Annotated in this window: 10 protein-coding genes; 9 read left to right on the top strand and 1 reads right to left on the bottom strand. The window is 60.7% G+C overall.

The window, feature by feature from the left end:
* Window positions 1–40: 40 nt before the first annotated feature.
* Entirely contained in the window at window positions 41–5299 is a 5259-nt protein-coding gene (locus tag J4772_RS20970; protein ID WP_209071257.1) for a discoidin domain-containing protein, read from the top strand.
* 27 nt (window positions 5300–5326) lie between these two features.
* On the opposite strand, the gene J4772_RS20965 is transcribed toward J4772_RS20970, so the two are convergent.
* A complete protein-coding gene (locus J4772_RS20965; protein ID WP_209071256.1) occupies window positions 5327–6346 on the bottom strand; it encodes an AraC family transcriptional regulator in 1020 nt (339 codons plus the stop codon).
* A 142-nt stretch (window positions 6347–6488) separates the two neighbouring features.
* Between J4772_RS20965 and J4772_RS20960 the strand changes: the two genes are divergently transcribed.
* The 8 genes from J4772_RS20960 (at window position 6489) to J4772_RS20925 (ending at window position 17888) form a co-directional block, all read left to right on the top strand.
* On the top strand, window positions 6489–8960 hold the full coding sequence (locus tag J4772_RS20960; RefSeq protein ID WP_209071255.1) for a glycoside hydrolase family 38 N-terminal domain-containing protein: 2472 nt from the start codon (window positions 6489–6491) through the stop codon (window positions 8958–8960).
* A gap of 622 nt (window positions 8961–9582) precedes the next feature.
* Window positions 9583–10842, top strand: coding sequence for an ATP-grasp domain-containing protein (locus tag J4772_RS20955; RefSeq protein ID WP_209071254.1), 1260 nt, complete (start codon window positions 9583–9585; stop codon window positions 10840–10842).
* Window positions 10839–11666 carry a Rossmann-like domain-containing protein gene (locus J4772_RS20950; RefSeq protein ID WP_209071253.1) on the top strand — a complete coding sequence of 276 codons (828 nt, stop codon included), beginning with the start codon at window positions 10839–10841 and terminating at the stop codon, window positions 11664–11666. Before J4772_RS20955 ends, J4772_RS20950 begins: the two co-directional genes overlap by 4 nt.
* A gap of 31 nt (window positions 11667–11697) precedes the next feature.
* Complete coding sequence (locus tag J4772_RS20945) at window positions 11698–13308, top strand: ABC transporter substrate-binding protein (RefSeq protein ID WP_247740797.1); 1611 nt, start codon at window positions 11698–11700, stop codon at window positions 13306–13308.
* A gap of 10 nt (window positions 13309–13318) precedes the next feature.
* Window positions 13319–14281 carry an ABC transporter permease gene (locus J4772_RS20940; RefSeq protein ID WP_209071252.1) on the top strand — a complete coding sequence of 321 codons (963 nt, stop codon included), beginning with the start codon at window positions 13319–13321 and terminating at the stop codon, window positions 14279–14281.
* A gap of 2 nt (window positions 14282–14283) precedes the next feature.
* Window positions 14284–15126, top strand: a complete 843-nt coding sequence (locus J4772_RS20935) for an ABC transporter permease (RefSeq protein WP_116063370.1) — start codon at window positions 14284–14286, stop codon at window positions 15124–15126.
* 11 nt (window positions 15127–15137) lie between these two features.
* Window positions 15138–16751, top strand: a complete 1614-nt coding sequence (locus J4772_RS20930; protein WP_209071251.1) for an ABC transporter ATP-binding protein — start codon at window positions 15138–15140, stop codon at window positions 16749–16751.
* 21 nt (window positions 16752–16772) lie between these two features.
* On the top strand, window positions 16773–17888 hold the full coding sequence (locus J4772_RS20925; protein ID WP_209071250.1) for a PLP-dependent cysteine synthase family protein: 1116 nt from the start codon (window positions 16773–16775) through the stop codon (window positions 17886–17888).
* Window positions 17889–17891: the final 3 nt, after the last annotated feature.

The raw sequence follows: 17891 nt of genomic DNA, 5'->3' as shown, positions 1-17891 counted from the left end.
TCCAATCTATGGCGGATCTACCGCCCGAAAGGAGAACGAAATGACAATCGGAGCTTTTTGGATTAGGCGCGGCTTTCCCGTGCTCCTGTCCGCTGCCTTGGCGTGGCCTGCCTCTCTTCTCGGCAGCGCGGCGCCGGCGTTCGCTGCAGGAACGAACTCGTTGGAGGACGTTGCTCCTGCTAATCCCGGCATGCGCGTCGCGACAGTCGCAGCCGCCGCTTCTTCAAGCCAGGCCGGTTATGGACCGGAGCAGGTTCGGGACGGGCTATACGGGGACGCGGCGAGCAGTTGGCGTCCGGCCGCGCAGCCGACGGCCTCCAGTCCGCAATGGATCGAGCTGGATTTGGGACAACTGCGCACGGTGGGGGCGCTGGAAGCGGCCGTGACCGACGAAGCCGGGCCGAAGCAATACGAGATTCGGGTTTCGGAGGACGGGATCCAATACGAGAAGGTGGCGGAAGGGAACGTCGCGACAAGCCGGACGCTCTTCGCGCACTGGGAGCGGCTGCAGGCGCGATATGTCAGGTTGGTCGTGACCGATAGCTTCGGTCCGGACAGCCCGATCAACGAAATTACGTTGTTTCCGGATCTGCTGCCGCAGCGCGTCGGCATTCTGTCCTGTTTTCCAGATATGAGCAACTTCGGCGACGCGGGTCTGGACGCCTTGTTGGCGCAACGCCAGCAGCTCATGAACCTGTGCGTCAGCATTGCCGATCCGAACAGCCCGGGCATCAACCTGATGCCGGAGCTGATCGACGACGCTTTGTATCCCGACGGCATTCCCGACGAAGAGGTGCTGGACTATGTACGGGACCCCGACCATTATTCTTGGGCGTACGCGGACAACATGCTAAAGCGGTTTACCGACATCGGCATGGACGTGTGGCTCGGCTTCCAAGGCTTCTCCGGCAGAGCCTTTCCTTCCTTTTATTCCGAAATCAAGGACGAAATCGGCCGGACTATCGAGCATCGCGATTTTTTCAACAGCTTGCATAACGAAACCGTCATCGAAGTGGCGAAGCAGACGATAAAGCACTTCGACAGCAATCCGCACATCCGCAAATTTTCCATTCTCGGTCCGGGCTGGTTCGGCGGCATTGAGTACTATTCCGGGGCGAGTCCCGAATTGCTGGCCGTCTACAGCGATAGCGCGCAAGCCAGCTTCCGGGATTGGCTGGAAAGCGAATACGGCACGATCGGCTCCCTGAATGCCGCATGGAACACCGGCTACGACAGCTTTGCCGAGATCTCGTCCCCGCTGCCGGACCGTAATACCCCGAATCCGGTCGACGCGAGGCCGGAGTGGGCGGATCTGATGTTCTGGAAGATGGACTATATGGATCGTTTTCTGCAAACGTACATGCAGGAGATGCGCTCGGTCTCCGACAAGCCCATTCACGTGGAAGTGGACGGCGGCTATCAAAGCGCCCCGATGGAAACCGGCGAAAGCATGGGCAAGATCGCTAGGGATTTCAGCCGATACGACAATATCATTTTCGGCAACAGCAACTTGGACGCCCCCTACGGCGTCGCGCAATATTCGGCCACGGCGCGATTCTACGGTCTTAAAGGATCGATGGACGATACGGCGCAGCCGACCGACAAGGCTCAGACGGACAACGCCTTCAATTTTCTCGGGCGCGGGGTAGACATGCTGGCTCATTCGGCGCTGGGATGGGATTACGCCGCCTTCAATGGTAACACCGGCAAATGGGATCCCGACGGGGATTACTCCGGCAACGATTTGTACCGTTACACGAAGGACAACGCCAAGAAGTTCCTGTCGATCGATCCGGAGCCGGAAGGGGCGGACGTCGTCCTTTTTAATCCTTGGTATGCGAATTTTTTCCGCCAAGGCTACGACCGCAACGATCACAATTTCGTATACGACGGGGATCACGGCATTTCCTGGTATGGCGCTCCGTTCGCCAATTGGGCGCATTATTTGCAAACGCCCGATATTTTGGACGATTTTCCGATCGAGGACGGCGCTCTGGATCGATATAAGGTATTCATCAGCCCGAACATGGGCGTAGCGCTGACTTCAAGCGCGGCGGAAGCCAATATCCTCGATTGGATCGAGGACGGCGGCGCGTTCGCGACCTTCGGTACGAACGGATTCAACTACCGCTTGGATTTGAATACCCGTCGGGTCACCGGCGGAGACGAAGTCGACGATTGGGCGATGGGATTGTTATCCGGGGCTCAGGCGACGCCTAGAGTTGGGACCGAGGTTCGCGTAGCCTCTACGGCGCCGGCTTGGCTGGAAGCGCTTGCTTCAGGAGCTGCCGTCAAAGTGCCTGTCGGCGACGGGACGACTCTCGCACTGGTCGCGGGCATGCTGCCGGCAAACGCCACGCCCGTGCTCGTCGACGAGGCCGGCAACGCCATTATGGTCGAACTGGCCGTCGGGTCGGGTAGCGTGCTGTTCAGCGCGTTTCCGGTTGCGGATAACACGATGTTCAAGGACAGCTTCATGAGCCGTTTGCTATCCGATTATGCCGATTCTCGGGGCATCGAGCGGACGGTTACGGTCGATCCCGAGAAGTTCCACGCCATGGACGCCGGCGTAGACAGCTACAGCGGGAAGCGGGTCATCACGGTATCTCGCAACGCTGCGACCGATCCGAATGAACCGCTCGTCATTCGCCATTCCCCTTCGCTTGGCGATGTCGAAGCGATCATCGATTTGAACTGGGAAAAGGACGGAATGCTGGACTACACGTTCCGGCCGGGAACGACGTTCGTGCATACGCCCGGTTCCGATGGAACGATCGCGGCCTCCGGGGCGTTGTCGGAAAGCGGAGGCGGGCAGGTCGCGACGCTGGACTTGGGCAATCTCTACTCTCTTGAAACGGTGTCCGTCGGCGTCGAAAGACCGCTGTCCGCGCTTGCCTTTGGCGAAACTTCCTTTGGGAACGGTTGGCAGGCAGTGGGCCATGCGTTCGGGAGCGGTCCCGAAGCCGGTCCGGCGCCTTCGCCCGGGCAGGGGGCGATCGGCAAGACGGCGAGCACGGAACCTCGCCCTGGCGCGATCGGTAAAATCCGGAGTGCTCCGTTTACGGTGGAAGCGGACGGGCTGGGCTTCTATGCCGCCGGTTACGCGGGCGATAAACAGGCCGGTGCCCCTGCCGGAAGCGGAACTCGAATCCTCGCCGATTTCGAGACGGGCGACTGGGGCGAGCTATCGAGCGTTGATCCGGTGTTCGGCAACGCGCCGGCGAGCGGCGGCGCAGGCTGGGTGAGCGGAGGAGACGGTTATTATGCCGCATCGTCGACGGGAAGCGGTCAGAAGGGCAACTTGCGGACGAAACCGTTCCGAATCGACCGGACAACCTTGACGTTCGATGGCGCCGGCTGGAACGGCACCTCCTATGCGCCGGGAGATTGGCCTTACAATCTTGGCAACCGCTACTATTTGCGTGATGCGGAGACGAACGCCATTTTAATGGAACAGATACCTGAGAATCGGGTGGGCGATAGCGGCACGATGAAGACTTATACGTGGGACGTCTCCCTTTGGGCCGGGCGGGAAGTCGTGTTCGAGGCCGTCGATGCCGTCGGCGATGCGGAAGCGGCCGTTTACGGCGGAGGGTTCGACTGGATCGCGGTCGACAATATTAAGCTGGCCGGCGATCCGATCGCCGTCGCGACCGGCCAGAACCGCTTCGTCCTAAAAGCGGCGAACGGCGCGGAGCTCCGTTCGGCATTTCCGCCGGATGCGGATGATTACTCCATCGTATATTGGGATGTATCGAATTTAAAAGGGGAGACGGTGTATCTCGAAGCGTCGGACGGTATGGAGGAAAGCGCAGACGGCTGGCTCGCCTTCGGCGCTCCGTTCGGCTTCGCTGGCAAGAACGGGCCGGAAGACGAATACTGGTCGTTCGAGTCCGGTACGTACGAGGACTGGACGATCTCGGGCGACGCCTTCGGCTCGGCGCCGAATTCGCGCAAACTGGGCCGGCCGCTTGGGACTGACAACGGCGACTATTGGGCGGATACGCTGGCGGCCGGCGAGGATAAGACGGGTACTCTGACGTCCAAGCCGTTTGTCGTCGAGAAACCGATTCTGTCTTTCTTAACGGCCGGGTGGGACGGTCAGGGCGGACATACCCCTCCGCTCAACTACTATGAATTGTTGGATGGCAACGGCCAGCGGCTTAGGCTGGCGACGCCGCCGGGCCAAAGCTCCGTGCCGCTGAACCGGTTTATAGAGCAATATTGGGACGTGTCCGATCTGATTGGGCAGACCGTCCGTTTCCGCGTGGTAGACGGCGATGCCGGCGGCGGCTATGCCTGGCTCGCGCTGGACGGTATTCGTCAGTCGGATAATCACGATTTCGAGACGGGCAGCTACACCGGATGGACATCCGTTGGTCCCGCTTTCGGAAATGCGCCAGTCTCGTTGACGGGCGGAACGTCTTCCGCTTTGGGCGCGCGCGGACAACGCTGGGCTGAATCCTCCGCAGGCGGAAGCTCCGCAACGGGCACGCTAACAAGCGAGCTATTTACGCTGGAGACAGACGGGCTCGCTTTCTGGGCGGCAGGTTATTCCGATCAAGGGGCGAACGAGTACCGACTGCTGGATGCGGGCGGCCAAGTGTTGGCCAGCGTTTCGCCGCCGGATTCGGACCGCTTCGTTCCGCTGAAGCTGCAGGCGGCCGGCATTGCGGGAAGCCAGGTCCGGTTTCAGGCCGTAGACGGCAGCTCGGCGGCCAGCAACGGCTGGCTCGCCTTCGACGATTTGAACGAGCGCCGTCTGCTGCCCGATTCGCTAACGTTGCGCCTGTCCCCGGACGGCGTGCAATGGACGGACGCGGGTATGCTGGACGGAACCAATGCGACTAGCCTGTCATTCGCGGCCAACGACGGGAACGAGTACCGGTATGTGCAACTGACAGTATCGGGCGGTCGGATCGATTCGGGCTTCTTAAAGCAAATTCAACTTCGCCAGCCGATCAAGTCATGGGACGACGGCGTCTTGAGTTCGTCCGGAGAGCTAGATCTCGGCCAGACTCGTCCGACTAACCGCATGACGGTGCGTTTTGCCGGGCAGCAGCCGCGTTCGTACACGGTGGAAGCGTCGTCTGACGGGCAGCTTTGGGTCGGCGTCTATCGGGTCATCGCCGATGACGCTTCCGATGATTTGCTGCAATTCCCGGCAGTCGAAGCGAGATACTGGAGAATTTCCGGAGGCGCGGCATTGGATATGCCGGCTGCCATGTCTGCCGGATATTCGCCCGAGCCGAGTCCCAATCTGACGCCTATCCCTGCTCCGACCGACGGCTCAGGCTGATCTCGCGAGATTCGCACATCCATCCGGCTAACTAGGCTCGTCGCTTTGCTTTCGGTAGGAGGCGGGGCTGACGCCGAACCTTTTTTTGAACGCTTTGCTAAAGTAATAGAGGTCGGGGAAGCCGGCGATCTCGGCGATTTCCTTAATTAGCGGAGGCGAGGGCTCGCGCAGCAGAGCGGCCGCCTTCTCCAGACGGAGCCGGTTCATCCTCTCGATCAGGGTGATACCGGTTCTTTGTTTATACACTCGGCAGAGATGTCCGTAGCTCATATGCAGCGAAGCGGCCAACTCGGCCACGTTAAACTGCTTGCCCCGGAAATCCTCCAAGTACACCTCGATTTTTTTAATCAGCTGATCCTTCGGGCCCTCCGGCTCCTCTTGCTCGTGCCGCTCCGAACGGGCGATCGCAGCGATCTCCTCAAGCAGCCGCAGCAGAATAAGCTGCAGGGACAGCGAAGATCTTCCGGCTAACGCTTCCTCGAAAAAATGCAGCAAAATTTCCCGGATGCCGTAGCGGTCCATGTACCCGCCCGGCTTCCATCTGCGCAGTCGCTCCAGCTCGGCATAGAGTCCCGATTCATTGAGTTCCGACTTCCCGCTGCCGCTGTCATCTTGACCCAAACCGCCAACATAGTCGCTCTCGTGACCGCCGCTATCGCCATCGTCCCTTAAGCTATCTGCGCAATCTTCCTTGCGGCGGTTCCCTGCGACGGAGTCCTCCGCCTGCCGAATACGCCAGCGAAAGCAGATGCCCTCGTGCGGATTGCCCTTCGTATACGTATGGGAGTGGACGAGTCCCGGCGGAATGAGGAAGAAGTCCCCTTCGTTGATCGTGACGAGCCGGTCGCGGAATCGGGTCTGCATCCGTCCGCTCAGTACATAGTTGAATTCGAACCAGGTGTGGGAATGGGGCGGGCATTTGCTGGCGCTGCCGACTTGTTCAAAAATGATATCGATCCAATCGACAACCGTATCGTTAATCCGAATTTCTCGACATAGCTTGGAGAAAACGGCAGGAAGCTCAAGCTTCCAGCGTTGAATATCCATGATCGTCCCTCCCGGCACGAATCGCGTTTTCTATTATCCTATCATAATAGAACAACTAATGATGCGAATAGTCGATTTACCGAACAGCCGCCGCTGCGGGACAATGGGAGTGAAAGCGACTATGCGAATCGGAGGGATGATTTTGAAAAAGCTTCATCTGATCAGCAACGCCCATTTGGACCCGGTATGGCAGTGGGAGTGGGAGGAAGGAGCGGCCGCCGCCGTATCGACCTTCCGCGCCGCGGCGGATTTCTGCGAGGAATTCGACGGGTACGTGTTTAACCATAACGAGGTCATTCTCTATCAGTGGGTGGAAGAATACGAGCCGGCGCTGTTCGAGAGAATCCAGAGATTGGTCCGCGAAGGAAAATGGCACATCATGGGCGGCTGGTATTTGCAGCCGGATTGCAACATGCCTTCGGGAGAATCGTTCGTCCGCCAGATGCTGCTCGGCAAAACGTACTTCCGCGACAAGTTCGGCGTCGAGCCGACGACGGCGATCAACTTCGATTCTTTCGGCCATACGCGCGGGCTTGTCCAGATTATGCAGCAGGCAGGCTACGATTCCTACATTTTCATGCGTCCCGACGGCTTCGACAAAGCTCCCGCGCAAGAGTTCGCCTGGAAGGGCTTTAACGGCAGCGAGGTGATCGCGCACCGCATCGCGGGCGGCTACAACACGCAGTTGGGGGAGGCGCATCTCAAGATCGAACGGCTGCGGGAGGAAATTCCGGACGGATCGATGACGATGGTGCTGTGGGGCGTCGGCAACCACGGAGGCGGCCCTTCCCGCATCGATCTAAGGAAGATTCGCGAGTTGATGGACGACTCTCAAGAATGCGACATCGTGCATTCCACGCCGGAAGCCTATTTCCGTGAGGTTCGCGGCACGAAGGAATTTCTTTCTTACGAAGGGGATCTGAACCCGCGCTTTGTCGGCTGCTACACGTCGATGATCCGCATTAAACAGAAGCACCGGCAATTAGAGAACGAGCTGTATATGACGGAGAAAATGTTGTCGACCGCCGCGCTGCAGACGGGTCTCGCCTATCCGGCGGACGATCTGCGCGAAGCGACGAAGGATTTGTTGCTGGCGGAGTTTCACGATATTTTGCCGGGCACTTCCGTACAGCCCGCCGAGGAATCGGCACTGCGCCTGCTCGATCACGGACTGGAGATTGCGGCTCGCCTGAAGGCGAGAGCGTTCTTTGCTCTTGCCGCCGGACAACCCAAAGCCGAGCTGAAGGAGTATCCGGTGCTCGTCTACAATCCGCATCCTTTTCCGGTGCGAGGCGTCTTCGAATGCGAGTTCATGCTGGAGGATCAGAACTGGAAGGACGAGTTCTCGCTGCCGGTCGTCTATCGCGACGGCGCGCGCATTCCGAGCCAGCCGGAGAAGGAGCTCAGCAGCCTGACGCTCGACTGGCGCAAGCGGGTCGTCTTCGAAGCCGAGCTCGCGCCTTCCTCGATGAACCGCTTCGATTGCCGCATCGAAATGCTGGAACGCAAGCCGGAGCCGGAGCTTCAGGCTTCGGACGGAGTCTTCCGTTTCTCGAACGGCGAGCTGTCCGTCGTCATCAACGCGGCCACCGGTCTGATCGACGAATATGCCGTCGGGGGCGAGTCGTTCCTGCTGCCGGGTGCCTTCCGGCCGATTGTCGTACAGGACAACGAGGATCCTTGGAGGATGGATACGCACGCATTCTCGCCGGATATCGGCGCTTTTACTCTGATGAAGCCGGGAGAGGGAACGGATTTTTCTGGCGTAAAAGAGAGGCTGCTGCCCTCCGTGCGAGTTATCGAGGACGGAGAAGTCCGCACGGTCGTCGAGGCTGTGCTGGCTTACCGCGAGTCCGCGATCGTTCTGACCTACAAGCTGCCTAAGCGGGGAACGGAGCTCGAGGTGCACGTTCGGGTGTTCTGGAACGAGAAGGACAAGATGCTGAAGCTGTCGATTCCGACGGTGCTGCAGGATGGAGCGTACGTCGGACAGACCGCTTTCGGAGCACAGGAGCTGCCGGTTAATGGCGACGAGGCGGTCGCGCAAAAATGGGTGGCGGTCCAGTCGGAGGAAGAGAACCGGGCGGTGACTTGTATCAACAACGGCATCTACGGCTCGGATTGCCGGAACGGAGAAATGCGCCTGTCGTTGTTGAGAAGCCCGGGCTACTGCGCTCATCCGATCTATGATCGGCCATTGCTGCCGCAGGACCGCTTCTCGCCGAGAATCGATCAGGGAGAGCGGCTGTATACGTTCTGGCTCAACGCGGGACCGCTGGCGGAGAGACGCGCCGTCGTCGACCGCGAGGCCGACATGCGTAACGAGAAACCGTTCGCGCTGTCGTTCTTCCCTTCGGGCGACGGGGAGAAGCCGGGGGCCTTTGTCCGACTGGAGGGAGGCACAGCGCAGCTTAGCGCGTTCAAGAAAGAGGAGCGCGGCGACGGCTACATCTTGAGGCTGTTCGAACCGACCGGCTCCGCGCAGACGACGAACGTGTCGATTCCGGCGCTCGGCATCCATCACGAAGTCCGGTTGAACGGCTTCGAGATCCGCACGCTCCGCTTGGATCCCGAGGCGGGAACGCTAGAGGACGCGAAGCTGTGCGAGCGGTGAGGCATAGGGCTTGAAGCCGTTTCGAGCCGGAGACTCGGCCGGTTTGAACGGCGGTCTGAGGATATCTGGCAGTCGCGAGACGACGTGAACGACCGTCTAAGGATATGCGGTGGTTGCGAGACGACATGAACGATCGTCTAAGGATATCCAGTGCTTGCGGACAAGGCAGAGGACTCGACGGGGAGAAAGCTTCCCCTGCGAGTCCTCTTTTTCTACTTTGTCCGGTGCTGCAAGCTCGCTGGGTGGGCTTAGAGTGTGCGAAAGGCGGGAATGTGCGCTGCAAGCTCGCTGGTTCGGCTTAGAGTGTGCGAAAAGGCGGGAATGAGTGCTGCAAGCTCGCTGGTTCGGCTTAGAGTGTGCGAAAGACGAGAATGTGCGCTGTAAGCTCGCTGGTTCGGCTTAGAGTGTGCGAAAGGCGGGAATGCGTGCTGCAAGCTCGCTGGTTCGGCTTAGAAATTACTGCAAGTCGCAAAATCCCCGCCAGAGAAACCGTTTCGCCGACGTCGCCTATCCTCAAGGTTAGCTCTAATTTTCTTTCTAGCAAACAATTGACAATCATTCTCACAGCATTGTATACTTCGTTTTAATCGTAATAATTACGAATAAAACCAAGGAGGATACGATGGCACATCTTTTAATGATCGAAAGCTGGGTCGGGGCGAGCGGTGTTCTGCTGCCGCCGCTTCTGAAGGAGATGGGGCACAGCTACACGTTTGTGACGCGCAGGCCCGCGCATTACGGGAGCTTGTTCAGCGGGGAGGCCCATCCGGTTTTCCGGTATGCGGACGAGGTGCTCGAAGTGGAGACAAACGACGTTCCGAGCTTGATCGAACGGCTGAGGTCGTACCGCTTCGACGGCGTCATAACTGTATGCGATTACTACATCGAAACGGCAGTGGAGGTCGCCCGGGCGCTTGGTCTTCCTTGTCCGTTTCCGCGGGAGGTGAAGAAGGCGAGGCAGAAGCATCTGATGCGGCAGGCGCTGGATCTTGCGGGAGTGGACAATCCGCGCTATCGCCTCGTCTACGGGTGGGACGAGGCGGAGAAGGCTGCGGATGCGATCGGCTATCCTCTCGTGCTCAAGCCGGTGGACTTGGCCTCCAGCGCGTTCGTCCGCTTGATCCGCAGCGGCGATGAGCTGAAGGAGGCTTATCGGGCGCTCGAAGCGTTCCCGCTCAATTTCCGGGATCAGCCGCGCGAGCCCGCGTATTTGCTTGAGGAGTACATGGATGGCGAGGAGATCAGCGTTGAGAGCGTAAGCCGCGACGGCGACGCGATGATTCTCGGCATTACGGACAAGTCGGTGACCGGCGCTCCTTATTTTATTGAGAACGGCCATATGTTTCCGGCAAAGCTCGACGCAGCGACGGAAGAGGCGGTGAAGCGGTATGTCCGAAGCGCTTTGCAGGCTGTCGGCTTCGATCGCGGCATCGCTCATACGGAGGTCAAGCTGACTTCCCGGGGACCGCGAGTTGTCGAGATCAACCCTAGAACGGCCGGCAACTACATAGTGGAATTGATCGAAAGGGTAACGGGCGTCGATCTGCTGCGCTGCTTCGTCGAACTGTCCCTCGGTCTCGCTCCTTCCATCTCTCCGGCAGACACCGGCATCGCGAGCGCCGCAGTCATGTTCCTCGTCCCTTCGCAGGGCGGAACCGTGGCGCGCATCGAAGGACTTGGCACGCTGGACGCCGACGAGCACATCGTCCGTCATACGATTGCGGATTGCGCGGGCAAGGCGGTCGCCGCTCCGATCGACAACGCTTGTTATCTGGGATATGCGATCGCCGAGGACAAAGCGGGACCTAACGCCAGACGGTATGCGGAAGCGGCGCTTGAACGCCTCGCTATCCGTTTCGAGCGGGAAGGGAGTCGTGCGTGAAGCGGCGGTTGATAGTCGACAGTGAGGCGGTAGAAGAGCTGCGGGAAGAAATTTTAGCGGGAAAATGGGGGACGGCGCCGGAGAATCTGCCGGTAACCGGAGCCTCTTATATATACCAGACGACGCAGTTCCCGTCCTCGCCGACCAAGTATCGCAATCACTACCTGCTGCTGAGATCGGAAGGTTATTTCGGAGCATGCTCGCACACGGAAGAGCAATCGGACGGCAGCGCCGCGGAACGGCTGTCGGGGCTATCGCTTGCCGACGCGCTGCGCGACGAGAAGCTGCCCGTGCGGATCGCGGCAATGGATGCGTATTTGGGCGTCGTCCTCCCGCATGCCGAGCACTGCTCCCGCATGGCGGAGATCGCCGCCGGGACGCCGATCGCCAAAGCTAGACAGCGCGACGCACGGATCGCGGATATGGCCGGCATATCGCCCGGACAGAACGTGGCGCTAATCGGCGTGGTCAATCCTCTGGCGGAGGCCGTTCGGGAGCGCGGCGGCAACTGTCTGCCCTGCGACCTGCAATTGGAGGTCACGCAGTGGGGAGAAGCGGTGGAGAAGGATATGGAGAAGGTGCTCGACCGCGCGGATAACGTGATCTGCACAGGCATGACGCTGGGCAACGGAACGTTCGGCCGAGTGCTGGAGCGCGTGCGGGAAAAGCGGATTCCGTTGACCGTGTACGCTCAGACCGGGAGCGCAATCGTCGCGCGATTCGTCGGCCGGGGCGTAACAGCGCTGCTCGCCGAGCCGTTCCCGTTCACGCAGTTCAGCGCGGGAGCTACGCAGGTGTACAGTTACGAGCTCAGTGGAAAATAAGATCATGAATAAGTGGAGGCTAATCTAAATTATGAGAAAATCGCTTTTTTTTCTTTTTCTAATCGTAATGATTACACTTACGGCGTGCTCGGGAGCCAATAATAACGCACAGTCCGGCAGCGAAACCGGCCAAGCGGGCCAAGCCGATCAAGCGGAACAAACCGCTTCGCAGGGCGCGAGCGCGGAAGTCCCGCAAGAGGAAACCGAGTTGATCGTGGCCGGACAGGAGATCGCAGCCTCGCTGGACCCCGTCCAGCCGCTGACATCCAGCTACCTGCGCAATATCGGCGCCGCCGAGGCGCTGTTCAAGGTGGACGCGGACGGGAAGGTCCTGCCCGAGCTGGCGGACAGCGCGACGGAGACGGATGCGCATACATGGGAGATCAAGCTGAAGCCCGGAATCCGTTTCTGGAGCGGGCGGGCGCTGGACGCCGACGCGGCAATCGCTTCGCTGGAGCGCTCCAAATCGCAGGATCCGCAAGCGCAGCCGTTCCTGAAGGAGCTGACGTTCGCGAAGGCGGACGAGCTGACGATCCGGGTAAGCACCGAACGGGAGCATCTGCCTGTGCCGCTTAACCTGTCCTACTATCAGACGATCCTTCACAATGCCGAGGCCAAGCACGATGCGGTGGGTACGATGGACCTGACCGGGATGTACCGGGTAGTCGAGTTTACGCCCAAACAAAAAATGACGTTGGAGCGCAATAACGATTATTGGGGACAGAAGCCGCGGATCGAGCGGGTCGTCTACGAGGAGATCGCCGACGAGCAGACGAGAGTGCTGTCCGTTCTGAGCGGACGAAGCCATGTCGCCTTAAACGTGAGCCCGACGAGCCTGACGCAGTTCAAGGACGGTTCGGAAGCGGAAATATCGGCGACGCCGGCGGCCAACACGCAGACGATCTATTTGAATGTAAGCCGTCCGCAGCTTCAGGACGTCCGAGTGAGGCAAGCGCTGTCCTGGGCGCTGAATCGGGAAGAGCTGGTCGTGCTGGCCGCCGAAGGGCAGAGCTTTCCGGTCGCGACTTGGCTAAGCTCCAATCCGGCTTACGCCGAGGCCCGCAGTGCGGTGTACGACAAGTCCGATCCGGAGAAGGCGGCGCAGCTGCTGGAAGAGGCGGGGTGGCAGCTCGGCTCCGACGGCATCCGCTACAAGGACGGCGAGCCGCTGACTGTGCGGCTGATGACATGGGGCGGAGACAAGGCGTTGGGAGAAGCGCTGCAGAACCAGTGGACGCAAGTCGGCATTCAGGCGGAAGTGCGGCATGGAGATTACAGCCTGATCGAGACGGCGCGCGAGTCCGGGGACTGGGACGCCTCGATCGAGGCGTGGAGCACGTTCGGAGAGGAATTCGCCCTGTTGTCCGGGCAGTATTCGCCGCAGGGAAGCGCCAATTATGGCGGATACGACGATAAGGAGACCCAAGGTCTGCTATCCGGACTGTCGGAGGCGTCCGACGAGGAGACGCGCCGCCAATTGGCGCTGCGGATCAACGAGCATGTCGCGCTTCAGGCCCCGGTTGTCAGCCTGTTCCCGCGTCCGCAGATTACTGCCGTCAGCAAGCGGCTGCAAGGCTTTGTCCCGCATTTCCGGCAGTTCGAGAACGTCGTAAACGCCAATCTGAGCCTGGCAGCGAAGTAGGCAGACGCCCATGCGCAGACTGATCGTGCGAAAGCTACTGGAGGCTCTGGTCACCTTGCTGGGAGCGACCCTGATCCTATTCGTGCTCGTGCGGCTCGCTCCCGGCGATCCGGTCAAGCTGCTGCTCGGCTCGGGAACCGACGTTGCGCTGAGCGATACGCAACTGTTGGACCGCAAGTCGGCGCAGCTGCGCGAGGAGCTCGGCTTGAACGAGAACGTCGCCGCGCAATATGCGTCTTGGCTGAAGCGTCTGCTGCAGGCCGACCTCGGCTCCTCTATCTATACGGGAAGGGCCGTCGGCGGGGAGCTTGCCGAACGGCTGGCGGCGACGTTCGCGCTCTCCGTCTCCGCTTTGGCGGTGCAGGTCGGGCTCGGTATGTTCCTCGGAACGGCGTCGGCGCTTAAAGCCGGCAAACTCGCCGATAACGTCATTCGGCTGGCTTGCGTATCGCTGGCTTCGACTCCAGCATTTGTCATTGGTCTGGCCTTGCTGTCCTTATTTGCGGTCACGCTGGGCGCGTACGAGATCAGCAGCGAAGCGAGTCCGGGCAGATTATGGCTGCCCGCGGCGACGCTCGGCCTGCTCGGGGCCGCGCAATTCGCCCGCTTCGTCAGAGCCCAGCTGCTGTCCGAGCTTGGTCGAACCTACGTGCTTTCCGCGCTGGCGAGAGGTCTCGATCGCAGGCATGTCGTCCGGCACGCGCTGCGCAACGCGCTGCTGTCCCTCGTCACGATGATCGCGTTGTCGCTGACGGCGCTGATCGGCGGGGCCGTCGTCATCGAAAGCGTCTTTTCGTGGCCTGGAATCGGGAAATACGCACTGGACGGCATTATGCTCAAGGATTATCCGGTCATTCAGGGGTATGCAATCGTCATGATTTCGTTAGTCGTTCTGATTCATTTCGTCGTGGAAGTCGTGTACGGGTTTCTCGACCCCCGAATCGCCGGCAAAGACAAGGCGGAGGCGCTATGAACATGAACAAGCTCGCTTACAATTCCAATAGACCGGCCCTCAGCCTGCTGGCGGGGCTGGCGCTGCTCGGTCTGCTGGCGGTCGCGATTCTCGGCGCGCCTTGGCTCGCCCCGCACGATCCGCTGAAGCAGCAAGCGTCCGAAAGGCTCGAGAAGCCGAGCCTGCAGCATCCGCTCGGCACGGACCGCTTCGGCAGAGACGTTCTGTCCCGCGCGCTGCACGGCGGACAAAGCACGCTGTTGGCCTCCTTGACCGCACTCGCCGCAGCGCTGGCGATCGGTCTGCTTGTCGGCCTGCTGGCAGGGATGTTCCACGGGTCGGCGCTTGACGCCGCGTTGATGCGTCTGATCGACGTGCTGCTCGCTTTCCCGTTTATGGTGCTGGCAATGCTTGTCGCGGCGCTGTTCGGCACCGGCCTCGTTCATCTGCTGCTCGCGGTCGTCTCGGTATGGTGGGTAAGCTTCGCGCGCTTGGCTCGCAGCGCCGCTCTGCACGCCAAGAGCGAGACGTCCTACGCAGCGGCCCGCGTGCTCGGCGCATCGAGCGCTTCGCTGCTGCTGCGGGAACTGCTGCCGAAAGCGCTCGGCCCGTCCCTCGTGCTGGCGACGTTCGAGCTTGGCAGCCTCATTCTGTCCGTCGCGGCGCTGTCTTTCCTCGGGCTCGGTTCGCAGCCGCCGGCTCCCGAGTGGGGCAGCATGCTCGCGGACGGCCGCGATCATTTCCTGCAGGCGCCGCATATTCTGCTCGGCCCCGCTCTGTTTATCGTGCTGACGGTACTGGCGTTTAACCTGATCGGCGAAGGCTTGCGGGATCGGCTCGATCCGTACGAAAAATCGGACGTCTAGGAGGGATGCGGATGTCAAAGCTGAACCGTCCGGCCGCATTGCGGCTCCATAATTTGCAGGTCTCATACACCCAGAACGGTCGGCCCGTCCCGGTGCTCGGCAAGCTTTCGTTAGCGCTGGGCCAAGGTGAAATCGTATCGCTGCTCGGAGAAAGCGGCTCGGGAAAATCGACGATCGCCAAGGCGATGACCGGCCTATTGCCCCCATCCGCCGCGATAGGCGGCGGGGAGCTGATTGTCGGCGACGGCGCGGCCGTCGATCTGACCGCGAACGGCGTGCCTTGGAGCAAGCTTCGCGGCAGAAAGATCGGCTTGCTGTTCCAGGACGCGCAGCAGGCGCTTAATCCCCTTCTGACCGTTAGAGCGCATTTCCGGGAAAGTCTGCGATTCCACCGGCTTGCCTCCTCCGCCAAGGAAGCCGACGGTATCGGAGTCCGGCTGCTCGCGCAGCTCCGGTTCTCCGATCCGACCGCCATGCTGGACCGCTATCCGTTTCAACTGAGCGGGGGCATGTGTCAGCGAGTGTGCCTCGCGTTGTCGCTTTGCCTGAAGCCGGACGTGCTGATCGCGGACGAGCCGACCTCGGCGCTCGATACGGTCAGCCAGAAGGAGGTGCTGGACCTGCTGAGGAGGGTGCGAGAGGAGCACGGCGTCGCTATCTTGCTCGTTACTCACGACATCGCGGTAGCGAATGCGGTCAGCGATCGCATCATCGTGTTGAACCGAGGGGTCATCGAGGAAGAGGGCGAAGCCCGAGCCGTACTCTCCCGTCCGCAAGCCGCGTATACGCGCAAGCTGATCGCCTCGCGCTCGCGGATCGCGGATGCCCCGCGGCGATCCGACGAGATGCCGACGGCTTCCGAGCCGGTGCTGGAAATCGGCCGGCTGGACAAGAGCTTCCATAAGAGGCCCGTGCTTCGGCAGCTCGATCTGACGCTGCACCGCGGGGATATCGTCGGCATTCTGGGGCAAAGCGGCTGCGGCAAGTCGACGCTGGCCAGGTGTATCGCCGGCTTGGAACGGCCCGACGGAGGCCGCATCCTCTATCGGGGAACGGACGTTGTCCGCTTGCGCGGCAGGGCGAGGAGGGAAATATGCAGACGTATCCAGCTCGTGTTCCAGGATGCCAGGGCCAGTCTGAATCCGCGTCGCACCGCCGTGCAGCTCGTTCAGGAGCCGCTTCGTTATTTGCGTATCGGGAGCCGGCGGGAGCGGGAAGCGCTGGCCCGGTTTTATCTTAACGAGGCCGGAATTGCCGACGAGCTGCAGGAGAGAAGGCCGCCGCAGCTCAGCACGGGCCAATGCCAGCGAATTGCGATTGCCAGGGCGCTGATCCTGCAGCCGGACGTGCTAATCTGCGACGAGGCGGTGTCCGCGCTCGATATGAGCGTCCAGGCGCAAATTCTCGCTCTACTGCAGCGGCTGCATCGTCAATTCGGCTTTGCCATGATCATGATCTCGCACGATGTTCGGGTGCTGCGCTCCTTCTGCCACAGCATCGCCGTTATGAACGAAGGAAGCTTCTGCGAGGTGAAGCCGGCAGAAGCGCTGCATCTCGAAAGCCGTCAGCCTTATACGCGATTGCTGCTGCAATGCGCCGGCGAGCTGGAGGCCGGCTTAGGATAAGGAAAGGGGAGAGGCCCATCTATGATCAGAGGAATTTTGGAGACGATAGGCCGTACGCCGCTCATTACGATTCCAAATACAAACCGGGCCGGCGAAGCCCAGGTGCTGTTGAAATACGAACGTTTCAATCCCGGAGGAAGCGTCAAGGATCGTCCGGCCTTGTACATCGTCGAGGAAGCCGAACGCAGAGGTCTGCTGCGGCCTGGAGGCACAATCATCGAGTCCTCCAGCGGCAACTTCGGCATCTCTCTGGCGATGATCGGAGCGGCCAAAGGCTATCGCGTCCTTATTCTGGTCGATCCCAAGACGACGGACGCCAATCTGGCGCTGTTGCATGCGTTCGGAGCGGAAATTATCGTCGTCACGGAGCAGGACGATTCGGGAAGCTACCATAAAACCCGGATCGCGCTCGCGAACAAACTGGCGCGGGAAACGGCCGACGCCTTCCGCCCCGACCAATGCTTTAACCTGCTGAACGGAGAAGCGCACTTTCGCAGTACGGCACGCGAGATTATGGACGCCTGCTCGGGCAAGATCTCGGCCTTCGTCGCGGCTGTCAGCACCGGCGGACAGTTGGGCGGCATTTCGCGGTATATCCGCGAGAAGGCTCCGGAGGCGAAGATCGTCGGAGTGGATGCGATCGGCTCCTCCATCTTCGGCGGAGAGACGAACCCGTACCGGATTCCCGGCATCGGCCTGAGCTGGACGCCAACCAACCTGGATCTGGAGCTTATCGATTGCGCCTACAAAATTCCCGACGATCAAGCGTTTCTCGCCGCCCGAACGTTGGCCCGCCACGAAGGGATTCTGGTAGGACCGTCAAGCGGGGCATGCGCGCTCGTCGCCCTGAAGCTTGCCCAAGAGCTGCTGCCGGGCGAACGGGTCGTCTGCATGGCGTCGGATGGCGGGGAACGCTATGCCTCATCATTGTTCAGCGAAGATGGGACGGCGCGGCAAGGGACGGCGGCTTCAGCCGATCCGGAGGAGCTGCGCGGGCTGGCGAGAAGGCTTGAGCCGTGGAGCGTGCGTCCGGCGGAGCAAGCCAATTATCGGCCCGATTTGGCGGAGTCGCTTGACGTTCCGGAAACCACGCTGCGCATGAACGAGACGGCTTACGCCGAATCGGCGCGCCGATAACGG

The organism is Cohnella sp. LGH, from assembly GCF_017671885.1.
GTDB classification, from domain to species: Bacteria; Bacillota; Bacilli; order Paenibacillales; family Paenibacillaceae; genus Cohnella; species Cohnella phaseoli.
The sequence above is the reverse complement of the archived record's forward strand: the minus strand, read 5'-3'. Positions and strand labels throughout refer to the sequence as shown.

What these genes read in the sequence shown, in the direction of transcription:
- J4772_RS20925 (WP_209071250.1), top strand. Translation starts at nt 16,773, where the DNA reads ATGATCAGAGGAATTTTGGAGACGATAGGCCGTACGCCGCTCATTACG.
- J4772_RS20945 (WP_247740797.1), top strand. Translation starts at nt 11,698, where the DNA reads ATGAGAAAATCGCTTTTTTTTCTTTTTCTAATCGTAATGATTACACTT.
- J4772_RS20930 (WP_209071251.1), top strand. Translation starts at nt 15,138, where the DNA reads ATGTCAAAGCTGAACCGTCCGGCCGCATTGCGGCTCCATAATTTGCAG.
- J4772_RS20940 (WP_209071252.1), top strand. Translation starts at nt 13,319, where the DNA reads ATGCGCAGACTGATCGTGCGAAAGCTACTGGAGGCTCTGGTCACCTTG.
- J4772_RS20955 (WP_209071254.1), top strand. Translation starts at nt 9,583, where the DNA reads ATGGCACATCTTTTAATGATCGAAAGCTGGGTCGGGGCGAGCGGTGTT.
- J4772_RS20965 (WP_209071256.1), bottom strand. Translation starts at nt 6,346, where the DNA reads ATGGATATTCAACGCTGGAAGCTTGAGCTTCCTGCCGTTTTCTCCAAG.
- J4772_RS20935 (WP_116063370.1), top strand. Translation starts at nt 14,284, where the DNA reads ATGAACAAGCTCGCTTACAATTCCAATAGACCGGCCCTCAGCCTGCTG.
- J4772_RS20970 (WP_209071257.1), top strand. Translation starts at nt 41, where the DNA reads ATGACAATCGGAGCTTTTTGGATTAGGCGCGGCTTTCCCGTGCTCCTG.